Source organism: Pontibacter litorisediminis, assembly GCF_029360645.1.
Lineage (GTDB): Bacteria > Bacteroidota > Bacteroidia > Cytophagales > Hymenobacteraceae > Pontibacter > Pontibacter litorisediminis.
Window position 1 is genome coordinate 126175 of record NZ_JARDUA010000008.1, and the last position, 15897, is coordinate 142071.

Annotated in this window: 13 protein-coding genes; 3 read left to right on the forward strand and 10 right to left on the reverse strand. The window is 51.9% G+C overall.

Translation table 11 applies throughout. The features are described from left to right. Positions 1–145: 145 nt before the first annotated feature. The 5 genes from PXG97_RS19215 to PXG97_RS21515 all read right to left on the reverse strand — a co-directional run bounded on the left by PXG97_RS19215 (position 146) and on the right by PXG97_RS21515 (position 3883). Positions 146–1543: a porin gene (locus PXG97_RS19215; protein ID WP_276499457.1), complete on the reverse strand. Its 1398-nt coding sequence runs from the start codon at positions 1541–1543 to the stop codon at positions 146–148. Positions 1544–1599: 56 nt separating this feature from the next. Beyond that, positions 1600–2442 carry a universal stress protein gene (locus PXG97_RS19220; protein ID WP_276499458.1) on the reverse strand — a complete coding sequence of 281 codons (843 nt, stop codon included), beginning with the start codon at positions 2440–2442 and terminating at the stop codon, positions 1600–1602. A gap of 21 nt (positions 2443–2463) precedes the next feature. Continuing rightward, positions 2464–3162 (reverse strand): class I SAM-dependent methyltransferase, encoded by a 699-nt coding sequence (locus PXG97_RS19225; protein ID WP_276499459.1) that lies wholly within the window; start codon positions 3160–3162, stop codon positions 2464–2466. Between the two features lie 101 nt (positions 3163–3263). Next, on the reverse strand, positions 3264–3650 hold the full coding sequence (locus tag PXG97_RS19230; protein WP_276499460.1) for a DUF302 domain-containing protein: 387 nt from the start codon (positions 3648–3650) through the stop codon (positions 3264–3266). A 38-nt stretch (positions 3651–3688) separates the two neighbouring features. Further along, the gene (locus tag PXG97_RS21515; RefSeq protein ID WP_420851824.1) at positions 3689–3883 is read right to left on the reverse strand and encodes a YgaP family membrane protein; all 195 of its coding nucleotides are present in this window, start codon (positions 3881–3883) and stop codon (positions 3689–3691) included. Between the two features lie 901 nt (positions 3884–4784). Here PXG97_RS21515 and PXG97_RS19235 point away from each other — a divergent pair. Beyond that, positions 4785–5357, forward strand: coding sequence for a heme NO-binding domain-containing protein (locus PXG97_RS19235; RefSeq protein WP_276499461.1), 573 nt, complete (start codon positions 4785–4787; stop codon positions 5355–5357). 1039 nt (positions 5358–6396) lie between these two features. Here the strand turns inward: PXG97_RS19235 and PXG97_RS19240 are convergent. The 5 genes from PXG97_RS19240 to PXG97_RS19260 are packed head-to-tail and all read right to left on the reverse strand — an operon-like array spanning position 6397 to position 14313. After that, the gene (locus PXG97_RS19240; protein WP_276499462.1) at positions 6397–7125 is read right to left on the reverse strand and encodes a phosphatase PAP2 family protein; all 729 of its coding nucleotides are present in this window, start codon (positions 7123–7125) and stop codon (positions 6397–6399) included. Between the two features lie 8 nt (positions 7126–7133). Further along, complete coding sequence (locus PXG97_RS19245) at positions 7134–8267, reverse strand: VIT1/CCC1 transporter family protein (protein WP_276499463.1); 1134 nt, start codon at positions 8265–8267, stop codon at positions 7134–7136. A gap of 31 nt (positions 8268–8298) precedes the next feature. Further along, positions 8299–9444: an efflux RND transporter periplasmic adaptor subunit gene (locus tag PXG97_RS19250; RefSeq protein ID WP_276499464.1), complete on the reverse strand. Its 1146-nt coding sequence runs from the start codon at positions 9442–9444 to the stop codon at positions 8299–8301. Between the two features lie 4 nt (positions 9445–9448). Next, positions 9449–13819: a CusA/CzcA family heavy metal efflux RND transporter gene (locus PXG97_RS19255; protein ID WP_276499465.1), complete on the reverse strand. Its 4371-nt coding sequence runs from the start codon at positions 13817–13819 to the stop codon at positions 9449–9451. Between the two features lie 11 nt (positions 13820–13830). After that, the gene (locus PXG97_RS19260; protein WP_276499466.1) at positions 13831–14313 is read right to left on the reverse strand and encodes a hypothetical protein; all 483 of its coding nucleotides are present in this window, start codon (positions 14311–14313) and stop codon (positions 13831–13833) included. Between the two features lie 502 nt (positions 14314–14815). Between PXG97_RS19260 and PXG97_RS21520 the strand changes: the two genes are divergently transcribed. Together PXG97_RS21520 and PXG97_RS19265 are read left to right on the forward strand one after the other, a co-directional pair. After that, entirely contained in the window at positions 14816–14944 is a 129-nt protein-coding gene (locus tag PXG97_RS21520; RefSeq protein ID WP_420851826.1) for a DUF4113 domain-containing protein, read from the forward strand. Between the two features lie 84 nt (positions 14945–15028). Continuing rightward, positions 15029–15880, forward strand: coding sequence for a DNA/RNA non-specific endonuclease (locus PXG97_RS19265; RefSeq protein ID WP_276499467.1), 852 nt, complete (start codon positions 15029–15031; stop codon positions 15878–15880). The last annotated feature ends 17 nt before the right edge of the window (positions 15881–15897 follow it).

The following is a 15897-nucleotide window of genomic DNA, read 5'->3' on the forward strand; positions in this document are numbered from 1 at the left end:
TGATACAAAAATAAAGTTTTGGCTGCCCAAGTTCAGTGATGTTTGTCACACAACTTATTGTACTGTATAAACTTATGATTTGATATGGCTGGAGGCGTAAGAGCTAGGCACAAAATATAACGCTGATGCCCATGCGACAGGTAGCCTAGAAGTTTAGCTGCGTGACAAAGTTTAGATTATGGAAGTTGGTAGTGTAGTACATGGCTCCGAGCGGCAAGTCTGTACCCGGCGATGTTCTTCCAACATAAAGCAGCCGAAAACTCAGGCCTTTCAGCACTGGTTTTGCTGGGCTATAGTTTATGTCAGCTAACCAGCCTATGTAAGGAACAGCTCCATACTTATTGTGTGTATAGTTCTCCCGGCCAGGCATCCAGGCTTTAGAAGCAGCTGCTTCTAAGGATAGCCTGTCTGACCAGCGTTTTTTTACTTTCACTGCTAGTAAGTCTGATTTGCCTGTGCCTTCCATTCGGCCCCTGGAGAGTGTGGCGAAGAACTGCTCACGGCCCCATTCCCGCGGAAACAGGAAGCGCCCCTGCCCATCTATGTGCAGGTAATTTAGCGATGTATTCCAAGTTCCGGTCTCGTAAGCCAGCTGAGTGCCTACCAGCCATTGTTGCTGATTCGGGAAATAGGCAAGTGCTTCTTCCGGGTTGCCCCCGTTGCCTGCCTGCACCTGGTAAAGGCCTTCTATACCTGCTTTTACTTGCGGTATAATTTCTATAGTTGTCCGGCCATAGCTGGTGTTCGATACATTCTCGACCCAGTAGTTCCATACTTCTGCATTAAAGCTATGCTTAACAGCCCCTGTATTTACCTGTATACCTGTTACAGCAACACCTTTGGTTTCAGTATGGTGTGTATAACCTGATCGATTGCCCCATGCATCAACACCTACAGGAAACGTACCTATGGACTCACCCGCTTTAAACCACTCTACCGTGCTTCTGGGTGAGAAATGATCAAACCAGGCAAGTGTCAGGTGTGCTTTTTCTTGTATTGGAAATTGAAGACTGATACCTTGAAAGGAGTAAGGCTTCATGCGTGTATCCTGCGGATTCATCAGGGGCGAGGTAAAGCTGAATCGGCCAGCTTTCGCGTGCAGCCAATCTACTTTATACTCCAGGTACAGTTCGTCCAGCCGGTCCAGGCCGGCTTTATTTTCCGGATCTTCTACATTAAAGAGCTCCAGTTCCAGCTTAGGGTACTTACCTGTTACAGGATCCTGATGTGCCATGCCAGATGAGAACAAGTTGTAGGTAAACAACCCGGCAACCCCCACTCTGAAACCATGGAAGGGAGCTGTTTTATAAGCTATCTCGGCACCGATGGCATTGGCATAGTTATCAGAAAGTTCGCGGTGGTTCCAGGTTGCCATGAAATAATTCCGCACATGCCCGTGCACGGTACCTTTTGTAAAGAGCTCCTGCACGCTGTTTACCTGTACAGTATCTGGTTGATAAGTTTCGTGATGTTTTTGGGCAGAAGCCGTACCCCAGCTCATACTGGCTGCCAGTATAGCCGCCAGGGTAAATCTGTTACGCATTGTGTTTAGTGTAAAAAAGATGTGCAGCCTGCGCTGCACATTGAAGAGAAAGGATATTAGTTAAGGTGATAGGTCATCAAAGGGCGGATGCAGTGGTTCACCAGCGTTTCAGCGACACTACCGTAGAAGAGGTGACTGATGCCTTTTCTACCATGGGTACCGATCAGCACCAGATCCATTTCCGATACTTCGTTAAAGCTGCGGACACCGGCCGGAACCTTATAGTTGTGATGCAGGTGCAGTTCGTAGTTTTGCAAGTTCAGTTGCTCCGCAAACACCCGCATCTTGTATTTCAGTTGCTGGGCTTTGGCTTCATCTTCTTGGTCAACGATCTGCAACAGGTGCAGCTTTGCATCAAAGAGCTGCTGCAGCATTTTTATCGTTACTACACTTTTCTCTGGTTGTTTTTCCGCTTTAAAGTCTGCCACCCATAGCAGGTGTTGGATAGGCGTGATGGCCGCATGTTTATGGATGGTGATGACGGGAATGTTCGTATACCTGACCACATGCTGCGCTTCTGAGCCCGATACTTTCTCAAGCCAGCCAGCAGCGCCATCTGTACCCATAATCACCAGGTCAATGCTTTGAGCATTGGCATAGGTAGCGAGCGTTGTAGTTAACCCACCAAACAGCACTTCGCTGGTAAAGCTGAAGTCCGCGTGCTGTTTCAGCTCTGCAAACATCTGCTCCGCCAGTTCCTGCTTTTGCTTTAGCTCACTTTTGTTTACTGTTTCTGATGCAGCTACAGAACCGGCCCATTCAGCGGAGTTTATTTCTATCACATGCACCAAATGCGTGTTAATGGGCGTTTTATCCATCAGGAAAGCCAAAAATTCAATGGCTCTAAAAGACACCGGTGTAAAGTCTACCGGCACCATGACGTTCAATTTATCTTTCATTTGAGTAGTGGCTTTCAGCCTTTACATTTTAGTTTTGCTATTTCTATTCTCTTGATTGTCTGTCCTCTTTTGAGCTACCATTCTGGTTATATAGCCCGCTCCGCTGTGGTAAGGTCCTTCATGCAGGTGTATGTCCAGTTCCTGTAGCAACTTTATGTCAAGCAGTTTGAAGTCATCCTGTAGCACTTCGGCGGTATAGAGCATACGTTCATCTTTTGGTCCGCCGGAGCTATAGCTCAACTGATATGGGTGGAAAGCTTCCAGTATCACAGTGCCACCGGGTGTGAGCCAGTTGATTACCTTCTGATGCAGTTGCTGGCGCAGCGCAGGCGGAAAGTGAGCATAGATCAGTGCCACCGCCACCTGGCTCTCAGGCTCACAGGAGAATTGCGCTGCATCGGTTACCTGGTAGTTTAGGGGTACTCCACGTTGTTTTGCCAGTGCCATGGCCTTTTTGCGACCGGCTTCGCTGAAATCAAATGCTGTTACCTGCCAGCCTTTCAGAGCCGCATACACCGCATTTCTACCTTCCCCTTCGGCAGGCAACAATAATTTTCCGGGCCGCAGGAACTGGAGCTGCTCCCTGAAAAATTCATTTGGTTCAGCACCGTATACCATCTGTTCCTGGTTGTAGCGGTCATTCCAGAAGTCTTTCATAGTCATGCTTCTTAAGTTGATCGATACAAAGGTGGTATTTGGCCTGCCCTGGTTCAGTGACATTGGTTACACAAGCCACAGATTCTCGAATGACAGGCAGCCAGGTAATAAAAAAGGCTGCACTTGTCAGCACAGCCTTCTGATATTTTATAGTTAAGGAATCGCTAGAGCTTGTTGATCGCAGTTTTCAGCTTCTGGCTCACTTCTTCTGCTAATGGAGCAAGATTCGGGTTATCTACGGCAGCCATGGTTTCCATCGGATTGATAGCGGTTACTTCCACCTCTCCGTTTTCATGCTCCTGCAGCAACACATTGCAAGGCAGCATAACGCCAATGTTAGCTTCCTGCTGAATAGCCTGATGCGCCAGCCTTGGGTTGCAGGCACCCAGAATCTTATAGTTTCTGAAATCTACCTGCAGCTTTTCTTTAAACTTCTCTTTTAGGTCTATTTCACTAATCACGCCGAAGCCCTCCTGTTGCAGGGCTTCTTTTACTTTGGTGGTGGCCTCTTCAAAAGAGCTGTTTAACTTCTTACTTAAGTGATAACTCATAGCTTATCTTTCTTTTAGTGTTCTATCGCTTATGCCTGTTATAGGGTGTCGAAGTTGGCTACATCATATGCAGGACAACGCCCTACGGATTCTGTAAGCGCCCAGACGGTCGCCAAGTCACCAATGGCAGTGGCTGCAGGCCCTTTAACCGTTTTTGTGGTATTAAGAGCTGCTACGCCCGCTCCTAACGCAGACCTGTCAAACCGATTTGTGGTTCCCACGTTCTTCATCATAACATTTAAGTCAAGTGTTTCTGATTGCCAACAATGGTTAGTTGGTTAACGCATGGCTTCTAAGAGTGTTCCCGGATTATACAGCCTTTGCCCGTTTGTTAGAAGCTTACCATAAGGCCGGCTTTTTTACTTTATCATGACCTTCCTATTATTTTAAAAAATACATCGTAGCGGAAGTGGTTAATTAAAATACCAAAGGTTGTTGCAGTGATCTCTATGAGCCGCAGTAGAACTCAAAGAGGGAGTGCATGATGTTTTTCTACGTGATCGGAGAGCACTTTGAGTAGGTGGCAGTGCAGCGTTCAAGCCGCTCATCGATTACCGGCTCGAGGAGAAAGAGCTAGCTAGTGACAGAAAATCGTATTTCTAATTGGAAGTCAAGACAAAAAGGTAAGGGACGTGATGCAGGTAAAGACGGAGGAAAAAGTGGTTTTGGACAGGGAACTGCTCTTTGAGCGCTTCTCCCTTGATAGGTTGCCCTTACCGGGTAATTGAAGAAAACATAGGGAGAGAGGGTGCTGGCAGGCATGATCAACCAGAACTGGGTGGTTGAAGTGACGGTGGCATTCTTCTACGAGGACAGCACCTAAAAGCTTCATCCTTATGGTACATCTCTTTTCAATAAAGGCAATGCCAATACGACGGATATTAAAAGGGTTAAACACTTGAAAAAAATGATGTATTCTCTTGATACACCTTCACCCATCAGTAGGGTAACAAAATGATAGCTACTGTAAATGGAAGTACCTTTTATCGTTAGGTGCATGTAGCGACACATCAAACTCCGATCAAGCGCATAGCAAACAAATAGTTGTGGCGTGATGTAAAATCTTTTGTTTTTAATTGTAATTATTAAGTTATATTATTATAATTTGGTATCAGCAGCGCAATATACCTCCGTATGAAAGCACAAAGTGACGCATCACACCTCATGCACGGTTCCATGTTTGTACTGCTCGAACGATTTGTCGTAAGCACCTATGACCGCAGCACATGGATTGACCTGCTGGAAGAGTCAGGCGTTGACCATATGTCCTTTCGAATGCAGGAGATGTATCCCACCCACGAGATTTTTGCCATTCTCAGCTGTTTGAGCGAGTCAGCGGAACAGCCTGTTTTTGATTTGATGGAGCAGTTCGGTCAGTTTATGGTGCTTGACCTGATGCGGATGTACAGCAGTTATGTTCAACCAGAGTGGCGTACCTATGAAATGCTGATTAATACAGAGGATGCAATGCACAGTGCTGTTAGAAGGGAGGACAGGAGAGCCAATCCACCGAAACTGTTGGTAGCAAAAAAAAGTGCAAACCGACTCATGATAGAGTACTCGTCAAAACGCAGGATGGCTGGCGTTGCAGTGGGTATTATCAAAGGCATTGCCAGGTACTTTCATGAAAGCGAAAAGGTGGAGGTAATGCTGTTATCACCTGCGGATGCAGAGAACGTGCAAATTAAGGTAGACTTCCTGGTTTGAGTGGCATAGCTCCTCCGATTGCACCTCTACAATACCTAAAAATTAAGAAACAGATGTTTAAGCAGGTATAAATACCTCCAACAATGACCTGCCCGGGATGAGAAGCTACAAGGCTGGTTTAGGTATTCGTTATTCTCCTTTAACCGGTACTGGGAAGATTGGACTGCCGTTCTCGAAGTACAAGACGCTTTTCAAAAGCATAGAAGTACGTCTCGGCAATTAGTAGCATCGGGCCTTTATCATCAGCACGGATTTAAATCTCACGATCCCCGGATTTTAGTTATTTTTATGGCACCAGGATAACGTTCTTCATAAGGTTGGTAACATAGGTTGCCTGTTGTTTTTATACTTCTTTCTTACCCTCGTGATGCTGCACGCAGGTATTATCCCCACAGCCAGGTACTACTTCCGCTTAGTTTTTACATGGAGGTATGGAGCTTCCCGGCGCAGCAGCAGCAATTGTGACCAAAGCGCCGTTAGCCAAAGGAGCTACCGTGTTCCTGGCAGGTGCCGGAATCTGGGTGGCGACCTTTGGAGCAATGAAACTTTACACAGTTGTCCCAAAGCCATTGCACGCTAACGTCTAACTCATTATCGTCTGTTGTGCTGTCAGTGGGGCGACAGGGGCGTCTGGCGCTGCTTGCCGGAGCTGCCTCTGCCGGCGGAGTGGTTTTGAAGGATGTGAAGCGGCAGAGAGCCGGTCTGGTATCGCTAGGAAGCATACTTGTCAGCGCAGGCATGACCGGCGCACGCTTAAAAACCAGTTTCACCGCTACAGGCCCAGCGACACAGAGGAAAACCACTACTTTGGTGGCCCCTATGCCTCAGGCCATACTTTGCTTCCCTCTGCACGCGGCCTCAGTATTTTCCGTGGCGAACGTATATGGCCTAGAATTCAGGTTCATGCCCCGTGGTAAGTTAGCTGTCGTCGAAAGGAGCGAGTTACCTCTATGACATGTCAGTCAGCAGTGGAGGATACACAAAGAGCGGCGGTCGCTGAACACGCCACAACCGGATCTCAGGTTAGGAGGTGTGAGCGCTACACTTGTGATTTAGCTGCCGCCATGGCCTTGCTATTTGCGCGCTTCTTATACTTGCTTACATAAAAGTGCTCTAACCTACTCATCATGTACAAGGACAAAGTCAGCCAAAGTACGCCTATTAGATATCCCGCTGCAACATCAGTGGCATAATGCATGCGCAGATACACGCGGCTAAAGCCTACCAGTATCACAGTCAGTGTGAAAAATACCGACAGTACCCATCGCCAGGTTTTGTTTTTAACAGTAGTCCAGATGATGTAAAGGAGCAGGCCATGAAAAACGCCTCCGTTCATTGTATGGCCGCTCGGAAAACTGAAGCCTGCAATTTCCAATGGAACAAGAACAGGTCTAGGACGCTCATAATAGTGTTTCAGTAGTTCGTTTAACATAGACGTGGTAAAGGAAATGACAAGGACCCGCAGCCCATTCCAGCGCATGTCCCGGTAAAATGAGAATAGCAAGGCAAGTATAGCCGGCATGATGACAAGGTAGCGGGCTGAGCCCAGAAAGGAAGTGAGCTGCATCGTACAAGTCATGGCAGGGGAGGTGACACGGTCTGTAAAGGCAAACAGCATGGAATCAAAACCAGTGTCCTTGTCGGCGAATACATCATGGATGAGGTGGAACAACACGAGCAGGCATATTATGAACAGCAGACCGATTAGCAGGAGCTTGACAGAAAGCAGGGCCAGTAGGTGCAGTATGTGTCGGAATAGTCCTCTCATACGTGTAGTTAGCCTGCAATGCTCACCCCAATCAGTTTACCGATACCAAAGGTGATGGCCGCAGCGGTCAGGCCGAACAGCACCTGCCGGAAGCCTGAGAACCAGATGCTTTTGCCGGTGAAAAGCGTAATGGCTGCGCCAATTACAAACAAGCCCGCCGCGCTGAAAGCCAGGCTTTGGAGGATGGCCGCATAGCCGGAAGTATAAAAAAAGGGAATCACCGGTAGGATGGCCCCTACCGCAAACAGGATAAAAGAAGCAATGGCCGCTTCCCAAGCCGAGCCTTTCAGTTCCTCGGTATTGATTCCCAGCTCTTCCTTTACCAGTATTTCATGGGCGTGCTCCGTGTCTTGTATGGCAGCGGCTGCCATGTGGTGCGCTTGTGCTTCGGGTATACCCTTGGCCATGTAAATCAGGGTCAGTTCCCGCTTTTCACCTTCGGGGTTGGTTTCGATTTCCAGCATTTCAAGGGCCATCTGACGTTCATAGAGCTCCTGCGAGCTCTTCACCGAAATCCACTCGCCCAAGGCCATGGAGAGCGCCCCCGCCAGCAAACCGGCCATACCTGCCAATAACACGCCGCTCTGCCCCGCAGTAGCACCTGCCACCCCCATCACCAGGCTCATGTTGGAAACCAGCCCGTCGTTGGCGCCCAGCACGGCTGCCCGCAACGCGTTCCCGCCAATGGTGCGGTGCTTGCCTTCAATGCGGGAGAGGTGTTCGCCGGTGACCTTGCTCTTGTTATTGAGCAGTGTCTGTAGGATTTTAACATGGTTCGCCTCGTCCCCCGAAACAGGAATATGGCTTTTCTCTTTTTGCGTCAGTTGCGCATTGGTGATGCTTTTCTCGGTGTCCAGCAGCACGCCAATCACATAGCCATACCCGAAAATCTTCCCAATCCGGTCCAGCATGCGGGCGCGCCAAGATGGCGGGGGCAGGGCAATGGTTATGCCTTTGTTGCGCAGGTTGGCTTCCATCTTGGTGGCGTGTTCGTGCTCAATGGCACCCAGTTCCCGGAACATGCTGGCAATGGCCGGCACTTCCTCAGCCGCTGCGATACGTTCGTAGAGAAAAGCGGCGTCTACCTCTGTTTGCAGGCTGGCGGTATAGTTTTTATCCGGAAGTGTATTTGTTGCGGCCATGGGATATCAATGATGTGAAGTGGAGAAATCTTTATTCTTCCTCCTTGTTTTTCAATTTCATGAGCAAGGCGTAAGCTCCGCTGGTGACGTAGGTCTGGCTTTCTGGGTGTAAGTTCGTGCTTGGAAGAAGTGCCGTAAAGCCATTTTCAGAATGGCCGGTCTGGGCTTCTACCATCTCATAAATGCTGCTGTCCCGCACCGCGAAAACATATTGCTTGTTGCCGTAGCGCACAATGGCCTCGTCGGGCAAAGTATACGCCTTCTTGCTCTGCACCTCTATTTCCGCGTTCATGAACATACCGGGCACCAGTGAACGGTCCTCCTTATTTAAATGGCAATGCACCTCCACCGCCCGATCGCCAGTCACGTCCTTGCCTATATAGATGACTTTAGCAGGATATTTGTTCTCCGGCTGGTTGGCCCGGTGTGTCAGTACCTGTTGCCCAATCTCCAGTTTATCCAGGTCCTTCTCAAACACGGTGAGGATGAGGTGTAGGTCGCGAGGGTCCACCAGTTCAAACAGCACGTCCGTCGGCACGACATACTTGCCGATGTTCACATTTACCTTCGTTACATAACCATCAATGGGAGAGTAGAGGCGTATGGTGCGGGTGAGCGTACGTTCCGTGAGCCGGCTGGGGGTAACTCCGACCATGCGGAGCTTCTCGCCCAAGGCCTTGAGGAGTACCTGCTGGCTCTCGTATTCTGCCCTGGTTTGCTGGAAAACTTTATCGCTGCTGGCCTTGCTCTGGTTCAGGGCGCGCTGCCGGTTAAACTCCTGCTCGAGATACCCTAGGTGGGCTTTGGCTGTCAGGTAGTCCTGCTGCAGCTGGATATAGGTCTGGTCTTCGAGCTCGGCCATCAGCTGCCCCTTTTTCAGGTGCATGCCAGGGATCAGGGTGGTTTGTTTCAGGTAGCCGCCCAGCGGAACGCTTACGGAGACCATGTTTTGTGGGGGAGCTTCCATTACGCCGTTTACCTGCAGCACCGTTGAGATGATTTTTTGTTTTGGTTTGCCCGTCTCTACCCTGGCGTTCTTAAGTTGTGCCGGTGTAAGCTGCACCAGGTTCGTCTCCTGTGGTTTTGCATCAGGGGCTGATTCGACAGGCCGGTCTGTGCCGCAGCCTGCTAGTAAACTGAGCACGGCTATAAGATAGATATGGAATGACTTTTTCATGGCATTACCAGCTTTGGGTAAGGGCGTTGATCTCGAGTATACTCAGGTTATAGGTTCTAACAGCGTCGAGGTAGTTGGTCTGCAGGGTGATGGCCTGGTTGGTGAGCAGCACCCACTCCAGGTAGTCGATCTCACCGCCCCGGAACTGCTCATCAACTGTCCGGATGATGGAGCTGGCATTGGGCAGGGCCGTCTGTTCGAAATAAGAGAGGTTTTCCTGGGCCAGTCGGTGCTGCTCCAGCGCCTTTTGCAATTGGTTTTCCAGTCTTAGCTTTCCCGCTTGGTAGCTGTTCCTGGCTACCTGTTCCTGTATCCGGGCGGCCCGGATCCGGGACTTCTGCGCTCCAAAAAACAGCGGAACCCCCACCCCGAGTTGCACAGCAGAAAAACGATCTGAGGAAGTATAATTTCGTTCTACGCCATCCACATTCTGCATTCCCTTGATGCTTTGGTTGCTGTAGCCTGCCTCTAACTCGGGCAGCAGCCTGGACTGCTCCACCTTGGTCTGGGCCTGGCTTACTTCCTGCTGTTGTTGTAACAGCTTCAGGTAAGGGTGTGTGTCTCGTACTGCCGTATCGCTGATGGCAGGGAACTTCATTTTCAGCGGATGTGCAGCTGGTAAGTAAATGGTGTCGGTTTGGAGCAGCAACTGAAACTCTTGCTGAAGGCCGGCTATTTCCTGTTGTAGCTGCTTGAGTTGCATACTTACCTGCCCGCGCTGCGTTTGGGCCGTGTTTCTCTCCAGGATGTTGCTGGCCCCCATTTCAAAGCGAAGCTCTGCGTTGCGCAGGAAAGTGGCATACAGGCTGTCGGTATGGAGCAACAGCTGCTGTTTTTCGCGGGCATACAGCATGTCGTAGTATACGCGCGTCACCTGCCATTGCAGCTCAAAAGCGGTGAGCTCTGCCTGCAGCACGCGCTGCTGCCACTGGCGCCTGAGCAGCTGCTTGTGTTTAGTATATACCGTTGGAAAATGGATGCTTTGTGTCACGCTGAAGCGGGTATCGTTGTAGGCGGTGTTGATCTGCCCGTACTCCCCGGCTACGGTTGTTTGCGGAATGTCCCAGGTTGTTCCCTGAAGTTTCTGCTGTGCTACTGCCTGCAGCCGCTCGTTCTGTAGCGAGAGATTCTGATGAAGTGCCTTGGCAATCGCCTGTTCCAGCGTAATGGACTGCTGTGCCGAGGACAGGTTCGGCAGCAGTAGCAGGAGCATGACGCTCACACAAGTGGCAACCGGTTTGTTTACGGGCGTGTCGTGGTGTGCCGCTTTCTCAAAAAGGATGTACAGTGAGGGCAGCACAAACAGGGTGAGCAAGGTGGCGACGATCAGGCCGCCGATCACCACCGTGGCCAGCGGGCGCTGTACTTCGGCCCCGGCCCCCATGCTCAAGGCCATCGGCAGAAAGCCCATACTGGCCACGCTGGCTGTCATCAGCACCGGGCGCAGGCGCGTTTTGGTGCCTTCCAGTACAATCTCCTGCAGGCTCAGCCCACCGGTCAATCGCAAGCGGTTAAACTCGGCCACCATCACAATGCCGTTAAGTACGGCCACCCCAAACAGCGCTATAAAACCCACGCCCGCTGAGATACTGAAGGGCATGCCCCTCAGCCACAGGGCAAAAATACCACCGATGGCGGATAGCGGGATCGCCGAGTAGATGAGCAGGCCGTAGCGCACCGAGCGGAAGGCAAAGTATAGCAGCAGGAAAATCAGCGCCAGCGAGATAGGTACGGCTACTGTCAGACGATCACGGGCGGCTTTCAGGTTTTCAAATTCGCCGCCGTATACCACGTAATAACCGGGGGGGAAGCTTAGCTGTTGGGCTACTTTTTGCTGCAACTCATCCACGATGCTTTGCACGTCGCGGCCCCGCACGTTAAAGCCCACCATAATACGGCGTTTTGCATCTTCGCGCTGTATCTGGAAAGGTCCTTCCTGCAGCTGTACATTCGCCAGCAGATAGAGTGGCACCTGTTGCCCGGAAGGGGTCGGGATGAGCAGGTTCTGCACGTCGCGCAGGTTCTGCCGCAGCTCGCCCTGCAGGCGCACGACCAGGTCAAAGCGCCGCTCCCCCTCAAACACCAACCCGCTGCTGACACCGGCAAAAGCGGCATTTACCGTCCGGTTGATGTCGGCGATGTTGGAGCCGTGCTGCGCAATGGCGGCGTGTTTATACTTAATCACGATCTGTGGCATACCGGTCACCGTCTCCACGTACAGGTCGGTGGCCCCTTCCACGGTGGTGGCCAGTTCGCCCAGCCGGCTGGCGTAGCGGGCCAGCGTGTCCAGGTCCTCCCCGAATATCTTGCAAACAACATCCTGGCGGGCGCCCGTCATCAGTTCGTTAAAGCGCATCTGCACCGGATACTGAAAACCCGCCGTGATACCAGGTACGTCCTGCAGGGCGCGACCCATTTTTTTGGCCAGTTCATCAAAGGAGGTGGCAGAAGTCCATTCTGCTTTCGGTTTCAGGATCACCATCATGTCGCTGGCTTCGATGGGCATCGGGTCAGTCGGTATCTCGCCGGAACCGATCTTGGTCACCACTTTCTCCACCTCCGGGAATCTCTCCAGCAAGATACCGGCTGCCTGCTGGGTCGAGCGGATGGTGGTGTTAAGGTTACTGCCCGTCAGCACGCGGGTATCCACGGCAAAGTCACCTTCCTCCAGGGCAGGTATAAACTCACCACCCAACGACATCAGCACCAGCACCGCCGCAGTGAACAGTACTACTGCCCCGGCAATAATCATTTTAGGGAACGCAATCACGCGGCGCAGCTGCTTCTGGTAAAAATGCTCCACCGTGGCCATCATCCTGTCAGAGAAAGTAGGTGTATGGCTGATCTTCTTGCTTAGTAAAAGCGCGCTCATCATCGGCACGTAGGTGAGCGAGAGAATGGCCGCACCAATCAGGGCGAAGGAAACGGTTTGGGCCATCGGGCGGAACATTTTACCTTCTATTCCTACCAGCGCCATAATGGGCAGGTAGACGATCAGGATGATGATCTGCCCGAAGATGGCGCTGTTCATCATCCGGCTGGCAGACTGTTGCACCGTATTGTCCATTTCAGACTGAGACAGGCGGGTGGCCGTGGCGAAGCGCTTGTTGGAATGAAATGTGTGGAGTACTGATTCCACAATGATCACGGCACCGTCTACGATCAGGCCGAAGTCCAGCGCGCCCAGGCTCATCAGGTTGCCGCTCACGCCAAAGGTGTTCATCATGATTACGGCAAAAAGCATGGATAGTGGAATAACCGAGGCCACAATCAGCCCAGCCCGAAGGTTCCCTAGGAACAGGACCAGCACAAAGACCACGATCAGGGCGCCTTCCAGCAGGTTTTTCTCCACCGTGCTGATGGCGTTGTTCACCATCTTGGTCCTGTCAAGGAACGGTTCGATGACAATACCCTCCGGCAGCGATTCGCTAATCTGGTCGATGCGGGCTTTTACGTTTTTGATAACTTCGTTGCTGTTGGCGCCTTTGAGCATCATCACAACGGCACCGGCCACCTCACCCTGATCGTTGTAGGTCATGGCGCCGAAGCGGTTGGCATGCCCATAACCTACCTCCGCCACATCTCGCAGGTAGAGGGGGGTGCCAATCGCTGTGTTTTTCACGGCTATACCCCGAATGTCTTCCAAGCTACCCAGCAGGCCCTCGCTGCGGATAAACAATACCGCGTCACCTTTGTCGATGTAGGAGCCGCCAGTGTTCTGGTTGTTATGCTCCAGTGCCGTGAACACGTCTGAGATGGTCAGACCGAAGGATTTGAGCCGGGATGGATCTACTGCAATCTCATACTGCTTCAGGTAGCCGCCGAAGCTGCTCACATCTGCCACGCCAGGCACCCCTAGCAACTGCCGCCGCACGATCCAGTCCTGAATAGTGCGCAGCTCCATGGCATCATACTTGCCCTCGTAGCCCTTCTCGGGCCGCACCACGTACTGGTAGATCTCCCCCAGGCCGGTGGTGACAGGCCCTAATGCCGGCGTTCCCACGCCTGCCGGGATTTGCTCCTGCACGGCCTGCAGCCGTTCGGCCACCTGCTGCCGGGCCCAGTACACATCGACCCCATCTTCAAACACGATGGTTACCAGGGAAAGGCCGAAGCGGGAGAAACTGCGGATTTCTTTGATGCCCGGAATATTGCTGTTAGCCTGCTCTACAGGGAAGGTGACCAGGCGCTCGATGTCCGGAGCGCCTAGCGATGGCGCCACCGTGATGACCTGCACCTGGTTATTGGTGATGTCGGGCACCGCGTCTATGGGCAACCGTGTCAGGTTATAGATGCCCGTTATGATCAAACCAACCACGAAAAGCCCGATAATGAGCTTGTTCTGTATGGAGAAAGATATGATCCTATTCAGCATAACTGGTAGGCTTATTCACCAACGCTTTCGCTACTGTGTAGCTGCTGGCCTACGGGCTGGTCCCGCTGCAACTCTGTATGCCTGATCTGGCCACCCAGGTACCCGACGCGGGCCATGGCCGCAAAGGCCAGCAGCGTCAGGATAGTGGCTAAACCAAAGGGTGCTTTGGAGGAAGACCGGTACTGCAGCAGCAAGGCGGCCAGGGAGGCTACACCTGCGGCGGCCATCACCCAGATGGCCAGCTCTGCCGCCTCTTCATGCTCCTCCAGCGCGCTCTCCAATATACCCGGAACATTCTCTACCAGCTCTTCGGCAGGTTCCCCAGTCAGGTATACCGGTATGGCCAGGATTGTCATGGAGATAATGATGGCAGACGCTACCGCTTTTATCGTTTTCTGATTTCGCGCCATGCCCCACAGCATGACGCCACCGCCGATCAGGGTTCCGACAATCGGAAAATGATTCAGCAGCAGATGGATATGGGTTAAGTCCATGGCTATCTCTTGGAATACAATCTATAGGATGTGTGCCTTTGGTAGGGTTCAAAAGTTGTCAGTTGTAGCTCATGTCTTGGCTGAGACTGTAGTCAACTGCCGCGCCTCCATTAGGAAGGTAGCTGGTGCTGAGGCAGCTTTAGCTGCTAAGGACTTAGCCGTGCTGTGGTGTCTCCGTTCAGCAGTTCTAGGGTACAGGTCGCCAACAGGTGCACATTTTTTATGCTACCCGGTGTTGTTTAGTCCATCTACTGTTGAATAACGAATGTTGATTAACAAAATAAATGTACGAGAGTAAAAGTAAATTGTAAATGATAAAAATCATGTTTTAGAGGTGCATGGGATTATTATTGAGGATTTGCTTCGCAACCAGCATGCAGCTGAGCCTGCTGGATACAGTGGGCCGGGAGAAGCATGCCCGGCTGATGCAAACGCTCACCTCCCTACAAGATCGATAGGACCGCTCTACCATCGATAGGACCGCTCTACCGGCATGAACAGGATGCATGGCATCGGAAAGGGGCCTTGGCCACTGCGGCAGGAGAACCTTTCGCCCTGCTACACTACCCGCCTGGGGGATCCTCCTGAAGTCCAGGTGAAGCAAAACAGGCTTCGCCGCATGCGGAAATGACTTTGGGCGCGTTACTTTGTTGCACCCGTACCAGGCTGACGAATAGCCGGGTGGGATCTTAATCATTTCATGACAAAAAACACCATGATAAAACACTTTTACCGATCACTTCTTCTGCTCCTCATCGTTCTTTCGAGTTGCAAGGACTCGGAGGTGGCGCCACAGCGGTCCTTGACCCTGGAGGAACAGCAGTTGCTCTTGGGGAAACCCAGCGCAGCCACAATGGACATTAGCAAGCCTGACAATTACCTGATCACAAGGCCTCAATATGCCCTCTCATACAACCGGGAGCGCAGCACGCCCAACTGGGTGAGCTGGCACGTAAACCAGGACTGGCTTGGAACTTCTGACCGCCAAAACGATTTCCGCCCCGACCCGTCGCTTCCGGAAGGCTGGTACCGCGTCTCGGCTACCAGTTACCGCAACAGCGGCTTTGACCGGGGGCACAACGCCCCGTCAGCCGACAGGACCCGCACGGCCGAAGATAACTCGGCCACTTTTCTGATGACCAACATGATCCCTCAGGCTCCCAATAACAACCAGGGGGCATGGGCTGATTTGGAAGACTACACCCGAAAGCTGGTCTCGGGAGGCATGGAAGTGTACGTGGTGATGGGCAGTTACGGGAAGGGCGGGACCGGCTCCGCTGGACCCGCCAGTACGATAGACAATGGCCGCATCACGGTGCCTGCCCGTATCTGGAAGGTACTCGTCGTATTGCCTGAAGGAGAAGGCGACCTGGAGCGTATCAGCGCCAGCACGCGCGTGATCGCCGTGGACACACCCAACAGCGATGCGGTGCAGTCGGACTGGGGCGCTTACCGCACCACCGTAGATGCCATTGAGCAGGCTACCGGATATGACCTCTTGTCCGCCCTGCCAACCAGTATACAACAGGTGCTCGAGCGCAGGGTGGATATAGGCCCTACGCGATAGACGGACTACCACATGAA